This is a genomic window from Xanthobacteraceae bacterium, assembly GCA_019454205.1.
Lineage (GTDB): Bacteria > Pseudomonadota > Alphaproteobacteria > Rhizobiales > Xanthobacteraceae.
Map to the genome: position 1 here is coordinate 1,770,529 of CP075369.1, position 22,337 is coordinate 1,792,865.

Genomic DNA, 22,337 nt, shown 5'->3' on the forward strand with positions numbered 1-22,337 from the left:
CTTGCTCTCCGTTCAGCCTAAGCGGCGAAGTCCTGTTGAATCCAAATGCGAAAGGCTCAGGCGTATTTTGCCTGAACCTCCTGCGCGACGTTGTTCGGAACCTGTTCGTAGTGGTCGAATTGCATGGTGAAGGTCGCACGGCCCTGCGAGAACGAGCGCAGGTTGTTCACGTAACCGAACATGTTGGCGAGCGGCACCATCGCGTTGATGACGTTGGCGTTGCCGCGCATGTCCTGGCCCTGAATCTGGCCGCGGCGGGAATTGAGGTCGCCGATGACCGAGCCGGTGTAGTCTTCCGGGGTCACGACCTCGACCTTCATGATCGGCTCAAGCAGCACCGAGCCGCCCTTCTGCAAGCCTTCGCGCAGCGCCGCGCGCGACGCGATTTCGAACGCGAGCGCCGACGAGTCGACGTCGTGATACGCACCGTCGACGAGGCGAACCTTGAGATCGACCACCGGGAAGCCGGCAAGCACGCCCGCACCCAGCACCGACTCGAGACCCTTCTCGACGCCGGGGATGTATTCCTTCGGCACCGCGCCGCCGACGATCTCGTTCTCGAACTCGAAGCCCTTGCCGGTTTCGTTCGGCTCAATCTCGAGCTTCACGCGCGCGAACTGGCCCGAACCGCCCGACTGCTTCTTGTGGGTGTAGTCGACGGTGGTCGGCTTGGTGATCTTCTCGCGATAAGCGACCTGCGGCGCGCCGATGTTGGCGTCGACCTTATAGGTGCGCTTGAGAATATCGACCTTGATGTCGAGATGGAGTTCGCCCATGCCCTTGAGAATGGTCTGGCCGGACTCGGTGTCGGTCGAAACGCGGAACGACGGATCTTCCGCCGCGAGCTTTGCCAGCGCCACGCCCAGCTTTTCCTGGTCGGCCTTGGACTTCGGCTCGATCGCGATTTCGATGACCGGCTCCGGGAATTCCATCTTTTCGAGAATGACCGGCTTGTTGGCGTCGCACAGCGTGTCGCCGGTGCGCACTTCCTTCAGGCCCGCCAGCGCGACGATGTCGCCCGCATAGGCTTCCTTGATGTCTTCGCGGTTGTTCGCATGCATCAGCAGCATGCGGCCGACGCGCTCTTTCTTGTCGCGGGTCGAGTTCACGACACCGGTGCCCGACTGCAGCACGCCGGAATAGATGCGGCAGAAGGTGATGGTGCCGACGAACGGGTCATCCATGATCTTGAACGCGAGCAGCGACATCGGTTCGCTGTCGTCGGGCTTGCGCAGCACTTCGTTGCCCTTCTCGTCCTCGCCCCGGATCGCCGGAACGTCGAGCGGGCTGGGAAGATAAGCGACGACCGCGTCGAGCAGCGGCTGCACGCCCTTGTTCTTGAACGCAGAACCGGCCAGCACGGGATAGAAGGCGCTGGTGAGCACGGCCTTGCGGATGAGCTTGTGGAGCGTGGCCTCGTCCGGCTCAACACCTTCGAGGAACTTCTCGAGAGCTGCGTCGTCGAGTTCGACGGCCGCCTCGATCAGCTTCTCGCGATATTCTTTCGCCTGATCCAGCAACTCTGCCGGAATGTCGGTCACGTCGAACTTCGCGCCGAGCGACTCATCGTGCCAGATGATCGCCTTCATCTTCACGAGGTCGATCACGCCCTTGAAATTGGCTTCAGCGCCGATCGGCAGCTGGATCGCAACCGGCTTCGCGCCGAGACGCTTCACGATGTCGTCGAGACACTTGAAGAAGTCGGCGCCGATCTTGTCCATCTTGTTCGCGAACACGATGCGCGGCACGCGATACTTGTCGCCCTGACGCCACACGGTTTCGGTTTGCGGCTCGACGCCCTGGTTGCCGTCGAGCACGACGACCGCGCCGTCGAGCACGCGCAGCGAACGCTCGACTTCGATGGTGAAGTCGACGTGGCCCGGAGTGTCGATGATGTTCAGGCGCTTGTCGTTCCAGAACGCGGTGGTCGCGGCGGACGTGATCGTGATGCCGCGCTCCTGCTCCTGCTCCATCCAGTCCATGGTCGCGGCGCCGTCGTGGACTTCGCCGATCTTGTGCGACTTGCCGGTGTAGAAGAGAATCCGCTCGGTCGTCGTCGTCTTGCCGGCGTCGATATGCGCCATGATGCCGAAGTTGCGGTAGTCTTCGATTTTATGGGTGCGGGGCATGATGTGTCCTCGGCCGGTTTCTGCGCGTTACCAGCGGTAATGGGAAAAGGCGCGGTTCGCTTCGGCCATGCGATGCGTGTCTTCGCGCTTCTTGACGGCGTTGCCCCGGTTGTTGCTTGCGTCGAGCAGTTCGCCCGACAGACGGTCCACCATCGTCTTTTCGTTGCGCTCGCGCGCGGCGTCGATCAGCCAGCGGATGGCGAGCGCCTGGCGGCGGTCCGGACGGACTTCGACCGGCACCTGATAGGTCGCGCCGCCGACGCGGCGGGAGCGGACTTCGACCGACGGCGCGACGTTGTCGAGCGCCGACTGGAAAACCGTGAGCGGGCTGGTCTTGGCCTTCGCCTCGATGACGTCGAGCGCGCCGTAGACGATTCCTTCGGCGACCGACTTCTTACCCTGCTTCATCACCGCATTCATGAAGCGGTTTACGACGAGCGATCCGAACTTCGGATCCGGAAGGAGTTCGCGTTTTTCTGCGCGGTGGCGGCGGGACATGTTCGCGCTCCCCTTACTTCGGACGCTTCGCGCCGTAGAGCGAACGGCGCTGTTTGCGGTTCTTGACGCCCTGCGTATCGAGGACGCCGCGGAGGATGTGGTAGCGGACGCCCGGAAGATCCTTCACGCGGCCGCCGCGGATCATCACCACCGAGTGTTCCTGCAGGTTGTGGCCCTCACCCGGGATGTAGCCGATCACTTCGAAGCCGTTGGTCAGGCGAACCTTGGCGACCTTGCGAAGCGCCGAGTTCGGCTTCTTCGGGGTCGTCGTATAGACGCGCGTGCAGACGCCGCGCTTCTGCGGCGACGCCTGAAGTGCCGGCACCTTGTTGCGGTAGCGCGGCGCGATCCGAGGCTTGCGGATGAGCTGGTTAATCGTAGGCATTCGGCCTTCACCCTGTGTTCGCCAAAGCCGCGTCCGGCTCCGGCAGTAGAAAAACGAGCAAACAAAACGTGCGCTCTTTCCACGGGACACGCGGAAAAGCGCCCATTTGCCTGCACAGAGGACCGAGTGCGGGTTGCCCCGGCCCGGTCGTACACCCTGATCTGACGTCGGTAGTCAGAGGCAGCGTCTCGGAACCCTGGATCTGCGCTGTTGCGCTGATCGGCGGATCCGACCGCCTGCCTGCAATTTCGAGCCGGGTTTTAGACTCGCGAGTCGGGATGCGTCAAGGCAAAAACCCCTTGGGAATCGCGGGTTTTTGAGGCTTTTTGCCCCTGCTGGCCCCGTCACATTCAGGCGAAAAAGAGTCCACTCTTTTGCGCACGATTTCCCATTCATGAGAAAGCATGGATGCCGGTCCGCGAGTCCGGCCGGAAGGCTTTACCACCGCATCCGCATTGCCCCGCATGGCGGGTTAATTGTCATTATTTTCCAGATACTTAGAGTTTCCGGTCAGGCCCTCAGGAGGCGGTCGAACTGATTCTGCCGGCCTTCAGCAAGTCTGTCGCCTGCGCCTCGGAGCACGGACCGCCCCCGGCACCCGCCGTTTCCGCCATCACGCCCCGCACAGCACGGTGACCCGAAACGAAAGAGACGTCAGCGCAGACCGCTTCCGGCAGAATTTTCATTGAACTCGATTCTGCGCACCGGCCGCGCGCGCCACTTCCCGTCCGGATGGCGGCAGACGGTCGCCTGAAATGTCGGATTCAGCCCGCCATCATTCGCGTGATGCACGACATGAATGAAGCGGCGGCAGAACCATGCGCCTTCGCTGTCCGGCACTTTCAGTCCCGCGATGATGGTGCCCGACGAACCATGCGGGCCGCGCCAGTCGTAGCCGGTAATCAAACCGTCCTGTGCCAGCACCGCCTGTTCGGCATCGTAGGCGGCAAGCTTGTCCTCGTAGCGCATCAGCGCGGTTTCCTTTTCCGCAAGTATTCCGGGCACGGACGGCGACTGCGCGAACGCGACGGACATCGCGCCGGAAATTTGCAGCGACAGAACTGCCGTAAGGAAGAGACGCACCGCCCTACCCGCTGATCCGTTCGCGCAACGTCCACCGCCCGTCTACGCCGCGGCAAAGCGTGCCGACAAAGGTCGGATTCAACCCGCCATCGTTCTTGTGGTGCACGACATGGATGAAGCGGCGACAGAACGTGGCGCTCAACGTATCCGCGACCAGCCCGCCAACGATGACCGTACCGGACGCGCCATCCGGTCCCTTCCATTCATAGCCGGTGACGATTTCTCCGCTGACCAGCGCGGCGCGCTCTGCTTCCCGCGCGGCGAGCTTGTCCGGATAGGAAAGCGAGGCCGTCTCGCGGTCAGCGAAAATGCCGGACACTTTTTCCTGCTGCGCAACCGAAACCTGCATCGGCAACAGCAACGCTGCGAGAACCATCAAGCTGCGATTCATTTTCCGTCCGCTTCGCTATTCTACCGCCCACTCGCCGTCCCAGCCGCGGCATACCTTACCACGAAAGGTGGGGTTCAAACCGCCGTCGTTTCCGTGGCGAATGATATGGATAAAGGTGCGGCACCTGCCGAGTGCAACGTGATCGGGATATTCGCCGCCGACGATGATGAAGCCGCTCGCCCCATCCGGCCCGTGCCATTCGTAACTCTTGACCGGCACGTCGCGGTCGAGAACTTCCCTTTCGGCATTGGTTGCGGCCAAGCGGTCGCGATCGCTCAAGCCTTCGACTTCGCGCTTCGCCAGAATTTCGTGCGCAAGCAACGGCGAAACCGAAACGCAGACAACAAACAATGCCGCGAACCAAATAGTCTTCTTCATGCGAAGGCCGTGACACGGAAACATGAAAGAAAAAAGGACCGCCCTTTCGAGCGGCCCTTGGGCGTCCCTGCAAATTTTTGCCTTCGAAAACTTCCCCCGGCATCCAATGAATAAGAACAACAGGCAGGACCATGCCGGCAGAAAGAACATAGCAGATTTACGCATCCCTCGCGCGTACCCTCTTTGCTCCGCAAGGACGGTAATACATTGCCTCAACGCGTTTACACACGCGAGAATAACGAGACGAACAAAGACAAACAAAAAGGCCGCCCCGAAGGGCGGCCTTTTGCATTTCATGCAGCGATACTTACTCCGCGGCAGGCAGCGCAGGCGTGGAGGATTCCACGGCCGGCTTTTCCTTCTCGCGTTCGGCGGCGATGAGATCGTCGCGCTTGGTCGCAACCGAGCGGAGTTGCGCCATTGCAGCGCCGGTACCCGCCGGAATGAGGCGGCCGACGATGACGTTCTCTTTCAGGCCTTCGAGCGTATCGACCTTGCCGTTGACGGCGGCTTCGGTGAGGACGCGCGTGGTCTCCTGGAACGACGCCGCCGAGATGAAGGAGCGGGTCTGCAACGACGCCTTGGTGATGCCGAGCAGCACCGGATGCGCAGTCGCAATCTTCTTGCCTTCTTCCTTGGCCTTGGCGTTGATCTGGTCGAACTCGATCTTGTCCATCTGCTCGCCCTTGAGCAGGCCGGTCTCGCCGATGTCGGTCACTTCGACCTTCTGCAGCATCTGGCGAACGATCACCTCGATGTGCTTGTCGTTGATGCCGACGCCCTGCAACCGATAGACCTCCTGGATCTCGTTCACGAGGTAAGCGGCAAGCTCCTCGATGCCCTTGATCGCAAGGATGTCGTGCGGCGCGGGATTGCCGTCCACGATGTAATCGCCCTTCTCCACCGTGTCGCCGTCCTGCACGTAGACGTGACGGCTCTTCGGAATGAGATACTCGACCGGCTCCTGCTTGGAATCCGCCGGAATGATCGAGAGGCGATACTTGTTCTTGTAATCCTTGCCGAACGAGATCGTGCCGGCGATTTCCGCGATGATCGCGGAATCCTTCGGCTTGCGCGCCTCGAACAGCTCGGCCACGCGCGGCAGACCGCCCGTGATGTCGCGGGTCTTGGCGCCTTCGGTCGGCACGCGCGCGAGCACGTCGCCGGCCTTCACCGCCTCGCCCGGATCGACGGACAGGATCGCATCCACGGGAAGCGTGTAGCGCGCTTCCGCGCCGGAGCGGCGAAGCTTGAGCTTCGCCAGCGCGCCTTCCGAACCCTTGATCACGATGGCCGGACGCAATTCCTCGTTCTTGCGAACCGAACCGCGCCAGTCGATGACCATGCGCTTCGCGATGCCGGTGGCTTCGTCCACCGATTCCGAAAGCGACTGGCCTTCGACCAGATCCTCGAAGGCGACGTGGCCGTCGACTTCGGTGAGGATCGGGCGGGTATACGGGTCCCACTCCGCGATGCGCTGACCGCGGATGATCTTCTGGCCCTCGTCCACCTTGAGGCGGCCGCCGAACGGAACGCGATGCGTCGCGCGCTCGGTGCCGTCCTGATCGACCACGATGACCGCGAGCGAGCGGTTCATGACGATGGTGTCGCCATCCGAGTTCTTCGCGATCTCGCGGTTCTTGATCTTCACCGTGCCTTCGAAGTTCGACTCGATGAACGACTGGTCGGCAATCTGCGCCGCACCACCGATGTGGAACGTGCGCATGGTGAGCTGGGTGCCCGGCTCGCCGATGGACTGCGCCGCGATGACGCCGACCGCTTCGCCGAGGTTGACCGGCGTGCCGCGGGCAAGATCGCGCCCGTAGCACTTGCGGCAGATGCCCGTGACCGTTTCGCAGGTGAGCGGCGAACGGATGCGGACTTCCTGCACCTTGGCCTTCGCGATCTGGTCGACCAGCGCTTCGTCGAGCAGCACGCCCTTCTTGACGATGGGCTTGCCGGTCGCCGGATCGTTGATGTCTTCCAGCGTGGTGCGGCCGAGGATGCGGCTCGCCAGCGACGCCACGATGGTGCCCGCGTCGACGATGGAGCGCATCTTGATGCCCGCCTTCGTGCCGCAGTCTTCTTCCGTGACGATGCAATCCTGCGCGACGTCGACGAGACGGCGCGTCAGGTAGCCGGAGTTCGCGGTCTTCAACGCGGTGTCCGCGAGACCCTTACGGGCGCCGTGGGTCGAGTTGAAGTATTCGAGAACCGACAGGCCTTCCTTGAAGTTCGAGATGATCGGGCTTTCGATGATCTCGCCGGACGGCTTCGCCATCGGACCGCGCATGCCCGCTAGTTGCTTCATCTGCTCCGGGGAGCCGCGCGCGCCCGAATGGGACATCATGTAGATCGAGTTGATCGGCTTCTCGCGGCCGTTCGAATCCTTCTTCACCGACGAGATTTCCTTCATCATCTCTTCGGCGATCTTCTTGGTGCACTTGTCCCAGGCGTCGACGACTTTGTTGTACTTCTCGCCTTCGGTGGTGAGGCCGTCGTTGTATTCCTGCTCGAACTCCTTCACGAATCCGCGCGTCTGGTCGACGATTTCCCACTTCTTGGTCGGCACGACCATGTCGTCCTTGCCGAACGAAATGCCGGCCTTGAACGCGTGGTGGAAGCCGAGCGCCATGATGCGGTCGCAGAAGATGACCGTCTCTTTCTGGCCGCAGTGGCGGTAGACCTGGTCGATCATTCCCGAGATTTCGCGCTTCGTCATGAGCTTGTTCACGACGTCGAACGGAACGCGCGGGTGCTTGGGCAACACTTCACCGAGCATGAGGCGGCCGGGTGTGGTTTCGTAAATCTTGGAAACCTTGTTGCCCTTGTCGTCCACGCCGATGTAACGGCCCTTGATCTTGGCATGCAGCGACACCGCGCCCGAGGAGAGCGCGTGCTCGATCTCGCCGATGTTGCCGAACATCATGCCCTCGCCCGGCTCCTTGTCGCGCATCAGCGACAGGTAATAGAGGCCGAGCACGATGTCCTGCGACGGCACGATGATCGGCGAGCCGTTCGCGGGATGCAGGATGTTGTTGGTCGACATCATCAGGACGCGCGCTTCCAGCTGCGCTTCGAGCGACAGCGGAACGTGCACGGCCATCTGGTCGCCGTCGAAGTCGGCGTTGAAGGCAGCGCAAACCAGCGGGTGAAGCTGGATCGCCTTGCCTTCGATCAGTGTCGGCTCGAACGCCTGAATGCCGAGACGGTGCAGCGTCGGCGCACGGTTCAGGAGAACCGGATGCTCGCGAATGACCTCGTCGAGAATATCCCAGACTTCGGGCTTCTCTTTTTCGACGAGCTTCTTCGCCTGCTTGACCGTGGTGGACAGGCCCTTCGCTTCGAGCCGCGAATAGATGAACGGCTTGAACAGTTCGAGCGCCATCTTCTTCGGCAGGCCGCACTGGTGCAGCTTCAGTTCGGGACCGACGACGATCACCGAACGGCCGGAGTAGTCGACGCGCTTGCCGAGCAGGTTCTGGCGGAAGCGGCCCTGCTTGCCCTTCAGCATGTCGGCGAGCGACTTCAGCGGGCGCTTGTTGGCGCCGGTGATGACGCGGCCGCGGCGGCCGTTGTCGAACAATGCGTCGACGGCCTCCTGCAACATGCGCTTTTCGTTGCGGATGATGATGTCCGGCGCCTTCAGCTCGATCAGCCGCTTGAGGCGGTTGTTACGGTTGATGACACGGCGATACAGGTCGTTCAGGTCGGACGTGGCGAAGCGGCCGCCGTCCAGCGGAACCAGCGGACGCAGATCCGGCGGAATGACCGGGATCACCGTCATGATCATCCAGTCCGGCTTGTTGCCCGACTGCTGGAACGCCTCGATCAGCTTCAAGCGCTTCGCGAGCTTCTTCGGCTTCAGTTCCGAAGTGGACTCCGCGATTTCGACGCGCAGGTCGGCCGCGATCTTCTCGAGGTCCATGCCGCGCATCAGTTCGCGGATCGCTTCCGCGCCGATTTTCGCGGTGAACGAATCCTCGCCGTATTCTTCCTGCGCCTTCAGCATCTCCTCTTCGGAGAGCAGCTGACGGTCCTTCAGCGGGGTCAGGCCCGGCTCAAGCACGACGTAGTATTCGAAGTAGAGAATCCGCTCGAGATCCTTCAGCGTCATGTCGAGCAGCAGGCCGATGCGCGAAGGCAGCGACTTCAGGAACCAGATATGCGCGACCGGCGCGGCCAGTTCGATATGGCCCATGCGCTCGCGGCGCACGCGCTGGAGCGTGACCTCGACGCCGCACTTTTCGCAGATGATGCCCTTGTACTTCATGCGCTTGTACTTGCCGCACAAGCACTCGTAATCCTTGATCGGGCCGAAGATGCGCGCGCAGAACAGGCCGTCGCGCTCCGGCTTGAAGGTACGATAGTTGATCGTCTCCGGCTTTTTGATTTCGCCGTACGACCAGGACAGAATCTTTTCCGGAGACGCGATCGAGATACGGATCTGGTCGAAGACCTGAGCCGGCGTCTGCGGGCCGAAGAGATTCATAACCTCTTGGTTCATTACCTTCTCCTTTGATCCGGGTGAGCGGCGGTGCCGCTGCCGGAGGATCAGTTCAAATTCAAAACGCGCGTAACGCGAACGAGACGGACGCGGGGAGAAACTCCCCGCGCCTGCCTGTTACTCTGCAGCCTCTTGCGTGGTGCCCGGCTTGCCTTTGGTCGATACGAGATCGACGTTGAGGCCGAGCGAACGCATTTCCTTGACCAGCACGTTGAAGCTTTCGGGAACGCCTGCCTCGAAAGCGTCGTCGCCGCGGACGATCGCCTCATAGACCTTGGTGCGGCCGGCCACGTCGTCCGACTTCACCGTGAGCATTTCCTGCAGCGTGTACGCTGCGCCGTAGGCTTCGAGCGCCCAGACTTCCATTTCGCCGAAACGCTGGCCGCCGAACTGCGCCTTGCCGCCCAGCGGCTGCTGGGTGACGAGCGAGTACGGGCCGATCGAGCGCGCGTGGATCTTGTCGTCCACGAGGTGATGCAGCTTCAACATATAGATGTAGCCGACCGTCACCTTGCGCGCGAACGGCTCGCCGGTGCGGCCGTCGTAGAGCTGCACCTGACCGGAGCTTTCCAGCCCGGCCGTGGTCAGCATGTCTTCGATGTCCTTTTCCTTGGCGCCGTCGAACACCGGGGTCGCCATCGGCACGCCGCGGCGAAGATTGGTGCCAAGCTCGCGGAGTTGCGACTCGTTGAGCGAAGCGATGGTGTCGTCCTTGCCGTAGATCTTGGACAGCGTTTCCTTGAGCGGCTTCACGTCGCCCTGCGCCATGTATTCGTCGACTGCCTGCGAAACCATCTTGCCGAGGCCTGCGCAGGCCCAGCCGAGATGGGTTTCGAGAATCTGGCCGACGTTCATGCGCGAAGGCACGCCGAGCGGGTTCAGCACGATGTCCACCGGCTGACCATCCGCGAGGAACGGCATGTCTTCCTGCGGCACGATCTTGGAGACCACGCCCTTGTTGCCGTGACGGCCGGCCATCTTGTCGCCCGGCTGCGTCTTGCGCTTCACCGCGACGAAGACCTTGACCATCTTCATCACGCCCGGCGGGAGTTCGTCGCCGCGTTGCAGCTTCTCGACCTTATCGAGGAAGCGCTGTTCGAGGCGCTTCTTCGACTCGTCGTACTGCTTGCGGACGGCTTCGATCTCGCCCATCAGCTTTTCGTTGCTGACCGCGAACTGCCACCACTGCTGGCGCGGATACTCGTTCAGCACGTCGCGCGTGATCGCGGTGTCCTTCTTGAAGTTCTTCGGACCCGCGACGGCGCTCTTGCCGTCGAGCATCTCGGCCAGACGGCCGAACACGTTGCGGTCGAGGATCGCCTGTTCGTCGTCGCGGTCTTTCGCGAGGCGTTCGATTTCCTCGCGCTCGATCGCGAGCGCACGCTCGTCCTTGTCGACGCCGTGACGGTTGAACACGCGCACTTCGACGACCGTGCCCTGCACTCCCGGCGGCACTTTCAGCGAGGTGTCGCGGACGTCGGCGGCCTTTTCGCCGAAGATCGCGCGCAGCAGTTTCTCTTCCGGCGTCATCGGGCTTTCGCCCTTCGGCGTGATCTTGCCGACCAGGATGTCGCCGGCGCGAACCTCCGCGCCGATATAGACGATGCCGGCTTCGTCGAGATTCTTCAGCGCTTCTTCCGAAACGTTCGGAATGTCGCGCGTGATCTCTTCCGGTCCGAGCTTGGTGTCGCGCGCCATCACTTCGAATTCTTCGATGTGGATGGAGGTGAACACGTCGTCCTTCACGATCCGCTCGGAGAGCAGAATCGAGTCTTCGAAGTTGTAGCCGTTCCACGGCATGAACGCGACGAGCACGTTCTTGCCGAGCGCGAGCTCGCCGAGTTCGGTCGAGGGACCGTCGGCGATGATGTCGCCCTTCTTCACCGCGTCACCCACGCGCACCAGCGGACGCTGGTTGATGCAGGTGTTCTGGTTCGAGCGCTGGAACTTCATCAGGCGATAGATGTCGACGCCCGACTTCGACGGATCGTTGTCTTCCGTCGCGCGGATGACGATACGGGTCGCGTCGATCTGGTCGACCACGCCGGTACGGCGGGCCGCGATCGCAGCACCCGAGTCACGCGCAACCACGCCTTCCATGCCGGTGCCGACGAACGGCGCTTCCGCGCGGATCAGCGGCACGGCCTGACGCTGCATGTTCGAACCCATCAGCGCGCGGTTGGCGTCGTCGTTCTCGAGGAACGGGATCAGCGCCGCGGCGACCGAAACGAGCTGCTTCGGCGACACGTCCATGTAATCGACGCGCTCGACCGGAACCGGCAGCACGTCGCCCTGATGGCGGCAGATGATCTGTTCTTCGGTGAACTTGCCGTTTCCGTCGATCTCGGCGTTCGCCTGCGCGACGTAATACTTGCCCTCCTCCATCGCGGAGAGATAGGCGACGTCTTCCGTCACGCGGCCGTTTTCGACGCGGCGATACGGCGTCTCGATGAAGCCGTACTTGTTGATGCGCGCAAACGTGGCGAGCGAGTTGATCAGGCCGATGTTCGGACCTTCCGGCGTTTCGATCGGGCAGATGCGGCCATAGTGCGTCGGGTGCACGTCGCGCACCTCGAAGCCCGCGCGTTCGCGCGTCAGTCCGCCCGGTCCGAGCGCCGAGAGACGACGCTTGTGCGTGATCTCGGAGAGCGGATTGGTCTGGTCCATGAACTGCGAGAGCTGCGAGGAACCGAAGAACTCGCGCACGGCGGCAGCCGCCGGCTTCGCGTTGATCAGGTCCTGCGGCATGACAGTGTCGATATCGACCGACGACATGCGCTCCTTGATGGCGCGCTCCATGCGCAGCAGGCCGAGGCGATACTGATTTTCCATCAGCTCGCCGACCGAACGCACGCGGCGGTTGCCGAGATGGTCGATGTCGTCGATGTCGCCCTTGCCGTCGCGCAGGTCCACCAGCGTCTTGATGACGGAGATGATGTCTTCCTTGCGGAGAATCCGCACGGTGTCGTCCGCCTTCAGGTCGAGGCGCATGTTCATCTTCACGCGGCCGACGGCCGAGAGGTCGTAGCGCTCCGGATCGAAGAACAGCGACTTGAACATCGCTTCCGCGGTGTCGACCGTGGGCGGCTCGCCCGGACGCATCACGCGGTAGATGTCGAACAGCGCTTCCTCGCGCGTGTTGTTCTTGTCCACCATCAGCGTGTTGCGGATGTAGGCGCCGACCGTGACGTGGTCGATGTCGAGCACGGGGATTTCGTCGTAGCCCGCCTCGTCCAGCGTCGCGATGACCTTCTCGTCGATTTCGGTACCGGCCTCGACGAAGATTTCGCCGGTTTCCGGGTTGACGAGGTCTTCCGCGATGAACTGGCCGAATACGTTTTCGTTCGAGAGCTTCAGCGCCTTGAGGCCCTTGTCCGCAAGCTGGCGCGCCTGACGAACCGAGAGCTTCTTGCCCGCCTCGACGACGACTTCGCCGCTATCCGCGTCCGCGATATCCGTGGTCGCCTGGAAACCCTTCATGCGGCGCGGGTCGAACGGCACGCGCCACGCACCGTCCTTGGTGCGCTTGTAGGTGACGATCTCGTAGAACGTGCGGAGAATTTCCTCGGCATCGAGGCCGAGCGCATAGAGCAGCGACGTCACCGGAATCTTGCGGCGGCGGTCGGTGCGCGCGTGCACGATATCCTTCGCGTCGAACTCGATGTCGAGCCACGAACCGCGATACGGAATGATGCGGGCAGCGAACAGCAGCTTGCCCGACGAATGGGTCTTGCCCTTGTCGTGGTCGAAGAACACGCCCGGCGAGCGGTGCATCTGCGAGACGATCACGCGCTCGGTGCCGTTCACGATGAACGTGCCGTTGGACGTCATGAGCGGGATATCGCCCATATAGACGTCCTGCTCCTTGATGTCCTTGACCGACTTGGCCTGCGTTTCCGGGTCCACATCGAACACGATCAGGCGCAGCGTCACTTTCAGCGGCGCAGCGAACGTCATGCCGCGCTGGCGGCACTCGTCCACGTCGTACTTCGGCTGCTCGAATTCGTACTTCACGAATTCAAGCATCGACGTGCCGGCGAAGTCCGAAATCGGGAACACCGACTTGAACACTGCCTGCAATCCGTCGTCCGGGCGGCCGCCCTCCGGTTCGTCGATCTGCAGGAACTGGTCGTAGGACGCCTTCTGAACCTCGATGAGGTTCGGCATCTCAGCCACTTCCGCGATCTTCCCGAAGAATTTGCGAACCCGCTTCCGGCCAGTGAAAGTTTGCGCCATTTGGCTTCCTCGCTTTGGGTTCCGCGCGTCACGCGAAGCGCGCCGCACGATTTCCGAATCTCGAATTTCCGCCCGCATCGAACGGAAAAGAATCTCGTCCGCTTGAAAAGAAGCGGTAGTACCGGGCGGCGCGCTTCACGCCGCCCGGCTTACGCAAGCGATTACTTGAGTTCGACCTTGGCGCCGACTTTCTCGAGAGTCGCCTTGATCTTCGCGGCTTCGTCCTTGGAAGCGCCTTCCTTGACGGTCTTCGGCGCACCTTCGACGAGGTCTTTCGCTTCCTTCAGTCCGAGGCCGGTGAGACCGCGGACTTCCTTGATCACTTCGATCTTCTTGTCGCCAGCAGCGGCGAGCACGACCGTGAATTCGGTCTTCTCTTCCGCAGCAGCAGCGGCACCGCCGCCAGCGCCCGGGGCTGCAACCGCAACCGCGGCCGCCGCCGAGACGCCCCACTTTTCTTCGAGCAGCTTTGCCAGCTCGGCCGCCTCGAGGACGGTGAGCGAGGAAAGATCGTCAACGATTTTTGCCAGATCGGCCATTTCTTCAGTTCCTTATGTAGGTTCGAACCAGAATGTTGCTACCGGACCGCCTCACGCGGCATCCTTCGCTCCATAGGCACCGAAAACCCGCGCCAGCTTCGCAGCCGGAGCATTGGCGAGCTGCGCGATCTTGGTAGCCGGGGCCTGGATGAGGCCGATCAGCTTCGCGCGCAGTTCGTCGAGCGACGGCAGCGAGGCAAGAGCCTTGACGCCATCGGGGTTCAGAGCGGTCGCACCCATCGCGCCGCCAAGGATCACGAACTTTTCGTTCGCCTTGGCGAATTCGACGGCGACCTTCGGCGCAGCCACGGGATCACCCGAATAGGCGATGATCGTCGGACCCTTCAGCAGGGACTCGATGTGGGCAACGTCGGTGTCTTTGAGAGCGATCTTGGCGAGACGGTTCTTCGCGACCTTCACGCCGGCTCCCGATTCCTTCATCTTCCGGCGCAAGGCCGTCATCTGAGCAACCGTGAGGCCGGAATAATGAGCCACCACGACGACCTCGGAGCCTTTCAGCACCTTATGGAAGTCCGTGACGAACTCGCGCTTTTCCGCTCGGTCCACTTTCACTTCTCCGGTTGACGGTGCGGGACTATTCCCGCGCCGCCGGCTTCGACAATGCCGGCCCGTCTTCTCGCTTTCGGGCGAAAAGCGCGGAACGGCGCTCTCTGCCCTGTCCCCGTTCATCCGGTTGCCCAGACGCGCGGTCTTTGGTTCGAACCGTTCAAGGCGCGCACATATATATGTGAGCGAAAATCCCGGTCTTCCCCGTCTATTGCTGGCCCTTACGGATTAAGCGCACGCGAAGCGTGGGCACCGGCAGTCTCGGACAGGACCACCGGAAGAACCGAAGCTCTCCCGGTGTCACCGCGCAGCGCGAACGCTGCGCGGAAACTCGATTAGGCGTTGAGCGCGGTCTGCGTATCAACGCGAACGCCGGGTCCCATCGTCGATGAGATGGCGATCTTCTTGATAAAGGTGCCCTTCGACGCCGACGGCTTCGCCTTGGAAACCGCGTCGACGAAAGTGCGAATGTTCTGCGAAAGCTGCTCGGCCGAGAACGACGCCTTGCCGACGCCGGCCTGGATGATGCCCGCCTTCTCGATACGGAATTCGACTGAGCCGCCCTTCGCACCCTTGACCGCGTTGGCGACGTCCATCGTCACGGTGCCGACCTTCGGGTTCGGCATCATGCCGCGCGGGCCGAGTACCTTACCGAGACGGCCGACCAGACCCATCATGTCCGGGGTCGCGATGCAGCGATCAAAATTGATGTTGCCCGCGTTCACCTGTTCGAACAGGTCTTCCGCGCCGACCACGTCGGCGCCCGCCTTCTTGGCTTCTTCCGCCTTCGGACCCTTGGCGAACACCGCGACGCGCGCGGTGCGGCCGGTACCGTTCGGCAGCGTGACGACGCCACGGACCATCTGGTCGGTCTGCTTTGCATCGACGCCGAGGTTGAGCGCGATCTCGATGGTTTCGTCGAACTTCGCTTTCGCGCGTTCCTTGACCATCTTCACGGCTTCGTCGAGCGCGTAGAGCTTCATCGGCTCGATGCCTTCGGCGGCTTTCTTGAATCGTTTGTTTGCCATGGCGCTTACCCCGTCACCGTCAGGCCCATCGAACGGGCGGAGCCTTCGATCATGCTCATTGCGGATTCGACCGTCGTGCAGTTGAGATCGGCCATCTTCTTCTCGGCGATCTCCTTGATCTGCGCGCGCGTCACCGAACCGGCGGTGGAAAGGCCCGGCGTCTTGGAGCCGGATTGCACCTTCGCGGCCTTCTTCAGGAAGAAGGAGACCGGCGGCGTCTTCATCTCGAACGTGAAGGAGCGATCCTGATAGATCGTGATGGTGACGGGGATCGGCATCCCCTTCTCCATCTGCCCGGTCTTCGCGTTGAAGGCCTTGCAGAACTCCATGATGTTCAGGCCGCGCTGGCCCAACGCAGGACCGATCGGCGGCGCGGGATTGGCCGCGCCGGCGGGCACCTGCAATTTCAAATAACCCGTTACTTTCTTCGCCATCGTCTTCTCCAGTTACGAAGGGCATACCCCTCGTCTAGTGTCGTGGTGCGGCTCCGAGACAAGCGCGGCGATGCGCAAGCCCTGCCTCCCACAATGCCGGTCAGGTCTTCTCGACCTGCCCGAATTCCAGCTCGACCGGCGTCGCGCGGCCGAAAATCGAAACAGCGACTTTCAGGCGCGAACGGTCGTCGTCTACTTCTTCCACCGTGCCGTTGAACGAAGCGAACGGGCCATCGGCCACGCGCACCTGTTCGCCGATCTCGAAGGTGATCGACGGCTTCGGACGCTCGATGCCTTCCTGCACCTGCTGCAGGATGTGTTGCGCTTCCGAATCCGGAATCGGCATCGGCTTCTTGTCTGCGCCGAGGAAACCCGTGACCTTCGGCGTATTCTTGATGAGGTGGTACACCTCGTCGGTCAGTTCGCACTTCACCAGCACGTAGCCGGGATAGAGCTTGCGATCGATCTCGAGCTTGCGCCCGCGGCGCACCTCGGTGACCTTCTCGGACGGCACCAGAATATCTTCGAACGCATCGGCGAGGCCGCGGTTCTGCGCCTGCTCGCGCAGGGATTCCGCGACCTTCTTCTCGAAGTTCGAGTAGGCGTGGACGATGTACCAGCGCTTGGCCAATTGCTTCTCCGTCAGCGCAGGATGTTCAGCAGGAAGCTCATCCCGAAGCGGATGATCTGGTCCGCAAGCAGGAAGAAGATCGAAGCGACCGTCGCCATCACGAACACCATGATGGTCGTCAGGATCGTCTCGCGGCGGGTCGGCCAGGTGACCTTCGCGGTCTCGGCCCGTACCTGCTGGAGAAACTCGAAGGGTTTGATCGCCATTTTCCGCCGTCCGCCTTCCGCCGTCGCCCTGTTCGCGCGCGAGACTGCGCGCTGTTTTTCTCGTTACGCCTTGCTCTTTATTCCTGCCCGTTGCCCACTGGCTGGCAGGAGTGGAGGGACTCGAACCCCCAACCCCCGGTTTTGGAGACCGGTGCTCTAGCCAATTGAGCTACACTCCTCCGCAAGCGGGAAAGGCGGCAAAAAGGCCATAAGGCCCGCCGCGGGGGGACTAATGCAGTATTAAGACACTGATTGCAAGGGCGTGATGGCGCCAATATAGGGCGGATTCGGCCTTTTGTAAGGGCTTTTTTGCCCTCTACGCCCCTGTTTCCACCGGCCCTGTCCCGGGCCTGCTCCCTAACCGTGCCGGACCTCGAAAAGCGTGATTCTGTGACGGCCGGCACAGCCCCGGCCCCGCCCTCCGGCTAGGGTCAACCATCATCGATTGACCTCTCAAACTAAAGGGGCGCCCGCAAAGGCGCCCCTTCTTCTTTATGGATGGCAGTAGCTGGTTGTCGCTACCGGACTTGCCGTTCGATTATTCAATAATCTTCGCAACAACCCCGGCACCGACGGTACGGCCGCCTTCGCGGATGGCGAAGCGGAGCTTTTCTTCCATCGCGATCGGCACGATCAGCTGCACTTCCATCGAGACGTTATCGCCCGGCATCACCATCTCGGTGCCCGAAGGCAGCGTGACGATGCCCGTCACGTCCGTCGTGCGGAAGTAGAACTGCGGACGGTAGTTCGTGAAGAAAGGCGTGTGACGGCCGCCCTCTTCCTTGGTCAGGATGTAGGCCTCAGCCGTGAACTTCGTGTGCGGCTTCACCGAACCCGGCTTGCACAGCACCTGACCGCGCTCGATTTCCTCGCGCTTGGTGCCACGGAGCAGAATGCCGACGTTGTCGCCAGCCTGACCCTGATCCAGCAGCTTGCGGAACATCTCGACGCCCGTGACGGTCGTCTTCTGCGTGTCGCGGATGCCGACGATCTCGACTTCCTCGCCAACCTTGATGATGCCGCGCTCGACGCGGCCGGTCGCGACCGTGCCGCGGCCCGAGATCGAGAACACGTCTTCCACCGGCATCAGGAACGCGCCGTCCACCGGACGGTCCGGCTGCGGGATCGAGGCGTCCACCGCTTCCATCAGCTTCAGGATCGCGTCGTGGCCCTGTTCCTTGTTCTTGTCTTCCAGCGCCATCAGCGCCGAGCCGCGGATGATCGGGATCTTGTCGCCGGGGAAGTTGTACTTCGACAGCAACTCGCGGACTTCCAGCTCGACGAGGTCGAGCAGTTCCGGATCGTCCACCATGTCGACCTTGTTCATGAACACCACGATCGCCGGAACGCCGACCTGACGCGCCAGCAGGATGTGCTCGCGGGTCTGCGGCATCGGACCGTCGGCGGCCGATACGACGAGGATCGCGCCGTCCATCTGCGCAGCACCCGTGATCATGTTCTTCACGTAGTCCGCGTGGCCGGGGCAATCGACGTGCGCATAGTGGCGGTTCTTGGTCTCGTATTCGACGTGCGCCGTCGAAATCGTAATACCGCGCGCCTTCTCTTCCGGCGCCTTGTCGATCTGGTCATAGGCCGTGAACTGCGCACCGCCCGTCTCGGCAAGCACCTTCGTGATCGCAGCCGTCAAAGACGTCTTGCCATGGTCAACGTGACCAATCGTGCCAATGTTGCAATGCGGTTTCGTGCGTTCGAATTTTTCCTTGGCCATTGATCTTCTCTGTTTTTCCTGCGGTCGCCGATCTGTTGTTGGGACGGATTGGAGCGGGTGAAGGGAATCGAACCCTCGTCGTCAGCTTGGAAGGCTGCTGCTCTACCATTGAGCTACACCCGCGAATTGGCGGGTCTTTTAACGGGAACGCCATGGCTCGCCAAGAATGATTGGCTGCTTTTGCCTAACCGTCACAAAAGACGTGAAAGGCGGTGGTGGGGGAGGCAGGACTCGAACCTGCGAAGGCATAGCCAGCGGATTTACAGTCCGCCCCCTTTGCCGCTCGGGACACTCCCCCGGAAGTACCGGGTTTCGCTCGAAATAGAGCAGAAACGAACCAGGCCCCGCCACCCGCGAGGCCCAGCGGCGGGACTTATGGTTGCCGACCAGAAGGGTGTCAACCCTGCGAAATCGCTTTGATACGGGAGGGTTAGGCCTCTCCCGTCCCCGAATTGCCAAGCCACCGCCGCGGGGCCTAGATGCCCGCCCCGACGAGATAAATCCGATGCCCGGACGCCCGCAAAAACCGCCGAAAAACCGAACCGCCCTCACCGGCCGGCGCAGCTTTGGCGCGGACGGCCGCAAGATCCCGCTCGACCACACCATCCTCTACGGCTGGCACCCGGTTTCGGAAGCGCTGAAGAATCCCGCGCGCCGTTTTCGCGTGCTGATCGCGACCGAAAACGCATTGCGGCGGCTGCGCGAGGAGAACATCGAACTGCCCGTGCAGCCGGAAATCGTGCGGCCCGACGCGCTCGACAAGAAGCTCACCCCCGATGCCGTGCATCAGGGGCTGTTCGCCGTCACCGACGCGCTGCCCTCGCCCGGCCTGCACGAACTCGCGCTCGACCGGCTTGTACTCGTGCTCGACCAGATCACCGATCCGCATAACTTCGGCGCGATCGTGCGCACCGCCGCCGCCTTCAAGGTCTCCGCGATCGTGACCACCGCGCGTCATTCGCCGGAAGCGACAGGCGTACTCGCGAAATCCGCTTCCGGCGGGCTGGAGCATGTGCCGATCGCGCTGGTGCAGAACCTCGCCCGCGCGATGAACGAACTGAAAGAGCGCGGCTTCACGATGGTCGGCCTTGCGGAAGAAGGCGAAGCGGATTTGAGCGAAACGAAACTCCGCGCGCCGGTCGCACTCGTGCTCGGCGCAGAAGGCAAGGGACTGCGCCAGCTTACCCGTGAAACCTGCGACGTGATCGCACGCCTCGACCTGCCGGGCGCAATTGCGAGTCTCAACGTGTCGAACGCAGCAGCGCTCGCACTTTACATTGCCGACAGGGCCACCCGCTCCACACGGTAGTTTCGATGATTGTTCAACGCTGGATTCACCGAACCATGCCGCCGGGCGGCAGCGTCGCACGCTACATCGTACCGCTCGCCGTATCGGCCGTTCTCGTCACGATCACCACCCTGACGATTTCGCTGGTGCTGCGCCGGATCGACTTTCAGAACGTCGGCATCATCTATCTGCTTCCCGTTTTCATTGTCGCGATCCGCTGGGGGTTCCTGCCCGCAATGTTTACGGCGCTGATCAGCGTCGGCTGCTCGGCTTTCTTCTTCTATCCGCCAATTTATGATTTTCGCGCGCACAACTGGGACAATCAGGTCGATCTGGTTCTCTTCACGATTGTCGCTGCGTTTACGAGTCATCTGGCGACCCGGCTGCGCCAGCAGGACGAAGTGGACCGCCTTCGTGAAGCGCTGATCGGTTCGGTATCCCATGAACTGCGTACGCCCCTCGCCTCCATCCTCGGCGCGGCGTCGGTGATCTCGGATTCCACGAACGTGAAGAACGATCCCCGGCTTTCGACGCTCGCCAATGTCGTGCGCGAAGAAGCAGAGCGCCTCAACCACGACATCCAGAATTTGCTCGACGCCACGCGCATTTCCAGCGAAGGCATCCGCCCCAAGCGGGAATGGATCGACCCCGCGGACATCGTCAACATCGCGATCGAGCGGCGAAAGCGGAACCTCGCCGCGCACAATGTGGTGGTGAAGTTTGCCGACTCGCTTCCGCTGTTTCAGGGCGACGTTGTCCTGATCGACCAGTCGATCGGACAGATTCTGAGCAACGCCGCGAAATACTCGCCGCCGCAGTCGGAAATAAACGTCGAGGTCCGCCAGCACGAAGGCATGATCGAAATCAAAGTCATGGATCAGGGTGCCGGCCTAATTCCCGAAGAGCAGGCCCGTTGGGGCGAACGTTTCTATCGCGGCCCGCGGCAGCAGCAGATCACCACCGGTTCCGGCCTCGGCACATGGATCGCCAAGGCATTCATCGAGGCGAGCGGCGGAACCATCCATGCGACGAGCGCGGGCCTCGGCCATGGTTGCACCGTAATTATCAAGCTGCCTATACCGGATCAGCCGCCGCAGGAGGCCGACGTCAATGCCGATGACTAAGAACAATCCCGCCGTTCTGGTGGTCGATGACGAAGCGCAAATCCGCCGTTTCCTTCGCGCGGGTTTTGAAATGGACGGCTTCAGCGTTCAGGACGCCGATAACGGCGCCGACGGCATCAGGAACGCGACCATGCGGCCGCCGGATCTGGTGATCCTCGATCTCGCCCTGCCCGACATCGACGGCTCCGAAGTTCTTACGCGGCTGCGTTCGTGGTCGAACGTGCCGGTGATCGTGCTGTCGGTCCGCTCCAGCGAAGACGAAAAGGTGCGGCTACTGCAGCTTGGCGCGGACGACTATGTCGTGAAACCCTTTGGTATGGCTGAGCTTTTAGCCCGCTCGCATGCCGCGATCCGTCGTCACACGCGCAACCAGAGCGGCGATCCCGTAGTCAATCTCGGCCGCCTTTCGATCGACATGGCGAACCGCGCAGTTTTCCTCGACGGAGAACGCCTTGCGTTGACGCGTAAGGAATTCCGTCTGCTGCAAATCCTTGCCCAGCACGCCGGCAACGTCGTGACTCACGGCCAGTTGCTGAACGAGGTGTGGGGCGCGGGCCACGACCAGGATTCGCATTACCTGCGTATCTTCGTCCGCAAGTTGAGACAAAAAATCGAGGTCGATCCCACTCAGCCGAAACTTCTGATCACGGAACTCGGCGTCGGCTATCGCCTTTCGACTAATGACAATGCGCGCGTCACGCAGCACTGATCTCGACTGTTCAGGTTCCATACGTAAATAGTTACGTGCAATTTATACCTACGCGGGAAGTCGTTACGGTTCCTGTGAAGTCGTTTTGTTTAGCTTCGTCTCGAAAGACGAAGCGAATATGCCGACAAGAAAACTCGAAGTACTTCTTACCCGACAGAAAACCGTCGATGAGCGCGAAATCATAGCGCTTCGCAATGAGTATCTTCTTTTGCTTGGCAAGCTTGCCGCAAAGGAAGCCACCGCGCCGCTTATCGTGAAAGCGAAAGAACTTCTGAAATCGCGCTACTGGGCGAAATCAACCTGGCGCGAACGCGGAAAAATTCTCGAAACAGTCGGCTGGCTGCTCCGCACGCATGGAGCGAACGACGAAAATTTACGAAAAGATTACATCTGACAGCCAACAAATTAATTTACGTGCCTGCTGTTGCTAATCGCATCGAATATTTTCGCGATTGCTTATTGTTTTCCATAGCCT

General features: G+C 61.7%; 19 protein-coding genes and 3 tRNA genes. 4 read left to right on the forward strand and 18 right to left on the reverse strand.

Annotated features, from left to right (window positions below):
• Positions 1 to 56: 56 nt before the first annotated feature.
• The 18 genes from fusA to KF794_08945 form a co-directional block, all read right to left on the reverse strand.
• Entirely contained in the window at positions 57 to 2,129 is a 2,073-nt protein-coding gene (fusA, locus tag KF794_08860; GenBank protein QYK43917.1) for an elongation factor G, read from the reverse strand.
• Positions 2,130 to 2,156: 27 nt separating this feature from the next.
• On the reverse strand, positions 2,157 to 2,627 hold the full coding sequence (rpsG, locus tag KF794_08865) for a 30S ribosomal protein S7 (protein ID QYK43918.1): 471 nt from the start codon (positions 2,625 to 2,627) through the stop codon (positions 2,157 to 2,159).
• Positions 2,628 to 2,640: 13 nt separating this feature from the next.
• Positions 2,641 to 3,012 (reverse strand): 30S ribosomal protein S12, encoded by a 372-nt coding sequence (gene rpsL / locus KF794_08870; protein ID QYK43919.1) that lies wholly within the window; start codon positions 3,010 to 3,012, stop codon positions 2,641 to 2,643.
• Between the two features lie 654 nt (positions 3,013 to 3,666).
• The gene (locus tag KF794_08875; protein QYK43920.1) at positions 3,667 to 4,095 is read right to left on the reverse strand and encodes a hypothetical protein; all 429 of its coding nucleotides are present in this window, start codon (positions 4,093 to 4,095) and stop codon (positions 3,667 to 3,669) included.
• Positions 4,096 to 4,099: 4 nt separating this feature from the next.
• Positions 4,100 to 4,486, reverse strand: a complete 387-nt coding sequence (locus KF794_08880; protein QYK43921.1) for a hypothetical protein — start codon at positions 4,484 to 4,486, stop codon at positions 4,100 to 4,102.
• Between the two features lie 15 nt (positions 4,487 to 4,501).
• Complete coding sequence (locus tag KF794_08885) at positions 4,502 to 5,029, reverse strand: hypothetical protein (GenBank protein ID QYK43922.1); 528 nt, start codon at positions 5,027 to 5,029, stop codon at positions 4,502 to 4,504.
• A 142-nt stretch (positions 5,030 to 5,171) separates the two neighbouring features.
• The gene (rpoC, locus tag KF794_08890; protein ID QYK43923.1) at positions 5,172 to 9,371 is read right to left on the reverse strand and encodes a DNA-directed RNA polymerase subunit beta'; all 4,200 of its coding nucleotides are present in this window, start codon (positions 9,369 to 9,371) and stop codon (positions 5,172 to 5,174) included.
• Positions 9,372 to 9,488: 117 nt separating this feature from the next.
• Positions 9,489 to 13,607 carry a DNA-directed RNA polymerase subunit beta gene (gene rpoB / locus KF794_08895; GenBank protein ID QYK43924.1) on the reverse strand — a complete coding sequence of 1,373 codons (4,119 nt, stop codon included), beginning with the start codon at positions 13,605 to 13,607 and terminating at the stop codon, positions 9,489 to 9,491.
• A 161-nt stretch (positions 13,608 to 13,768) separates the two neighbouring features.
• Positions 13,769 to 14,146, reverse strand: a complete 378-nt coding sequence (gene rplL / locus KF794_08900; GenBank protein ID QYK43925.1) for a 50S ribosomal protein L7/L12 — start codon at positions 14,144 to 14,146, stop codon at positions 13,769 to 13,771.
• A gap of 51 nt (positions 14,147 to 14,197) precedes the next feature.
• Positions 14,198 to 14,836, reverse strand: coding sequence for a 50S ribosomal protein L10 (gene rplJ / locus KF794_08905; protein ID QYK43926.1), 639 nt, complete (start codon positions 14,834 to 14,836; stop codon positions 14,198 to 14,200).
• 212 nt (positions 14,837 to 15,048) lie between these two features.
• Complete coding sequence (gene rplA / locus KF794_08910) at positions 15,049 to 15,741, reverse strand: 50S ribosomal protein L1 (GenBank protein ID QYK43927.1); 693 nt, start codon at positions 15,739 to 15,741, stop codon at positions 15,049 to 15,051.
• Positions 15,742 to 15,746: 5 nt separating this feature from the next.
• Positions 15,747 to 16,175 (reverse strand): 50S ribosomal protein L11, encoded by a 429-nt coding sequence (rplK, locus tag KF794_08915; protein ID QYK43928.1) that lies wholly within the window; start codon positions 16,173 to 16,175, stop codon positions 15,747 to 15,749.
• Positions 16,176 to 16,275: 100 nt separating this feature from the next.
• Entirely contained in the window at positions 16,276 to 16,806 is a 531-nt protein-coding gene (gene nusG / locus KF794_08920) for a transcription termination/antitermination protein NusG (GenBank protein QYK43929.1), read from the reverse strand.
• 11 nt (positions 16,807 to 16,817) lie between these two features.
• A complete protein-coding gene (gene secE, locus KF794_08925; protein QYK43930.1) occupies positions 16,818 to 17,012 on the reverse strand; it encodes a preprotein translocase subunit SecE in 195 nt (64 codons plus the stop codon).
• A gap of 102 nt (positions 17,013 to 17,114) precedes the next feature.
• Positions 17,115 to 17,191, reverse strand: a tRNA-Trp gene (locus tag KF794_08930).
• Between the two features lie 359 nt (positions 17,192 to 17,550).
• Complete coding sequence (tuf, locus tag KF794_08935; GenBank protein ID QYK43931.1) at positions 17,551 to 18,741, reverse strand: elongation factor Tu; 1,191 nt, start codon at positions 18,739 to 18,741, stop codon at positions 17,551 to 17,553.
• Between the two features lie 49 nt (positions 18,742 to 18,790).
• Positions 18,791 to 18,864 (reverse strand) — tRNA-Gly (locus KF794_08940).
• A 90-nt stretch (positions 18,865 to 18,954) separates the two neighbouring features.
• Positions 18,955 to 19,039 (reverse strand) — tRNA-Tyr (locus tag KF794_08945).
• 207 nt (positions 19,040 to 19,246) lie between these two features.
• Between KF794_08945 and rlmB the strand changes: the two genes are divergently transcribed.
• From rlmB to KF794_08965, 4 genes are all read left to right on the forward strand, one after another.
• On the forward strand, positions 19,247 to 20,050 hold the full coding sequence (gene rlmB, locus KF794_08950) for a 23S rRNA (guanosine(2251)-2'-O)-methyltransferase RlmB (GenBank protein QYK43932.1): 804 nt from the start codon (positions 19,247 to 19,249) through the stop codon (positions 20,048 to 20,050).
• 5 nt (positions 20,051 to 20,055) lie between these two features.
• Positions 20,056 to 21,153 carry a DUF4118 domain-containing protein gene (locus KF794_08955; protein QYK43933.1) on the forward strand — a complete coding sequence of 366 codons (1,098 nt, stop codon included), beginning with the start codon at positions 20,056 to 20,058 and terminating at the stop codon, positions 21,151 to 21,153.
• The gene (locus KF794_08960) at positions 21,146 to 21,862 is read left to right on the forward strand and encodes a response regulator (protein QYK46651.1); all 717 of its coding nucleotides are present in this window, start codon (positions 21,146 to 21,148) and stop codon (positions 21,860 to 21,862) included. The genes KF794_08955 and KF794_08960 overlap by 8 nt, the downstream gene beginning before the upstream one ends.
• A 118-nt stretch (positions 21,863 to 21,980) precedes the next feature.
• Positions 21,981 to 22,256: a hypothetical protein gene (locus tag KF794_08965; protein QYK43934.1), complete on the forward strand. Its 276-nt coding sequence runs from the start codon at positions 21,981 to 21,983 to the stop codon at positions 22,254 to 22,256.
• The last annotated feature ends 81 nt before the right edge of the window (positions 22,257 to 22,337 follow it).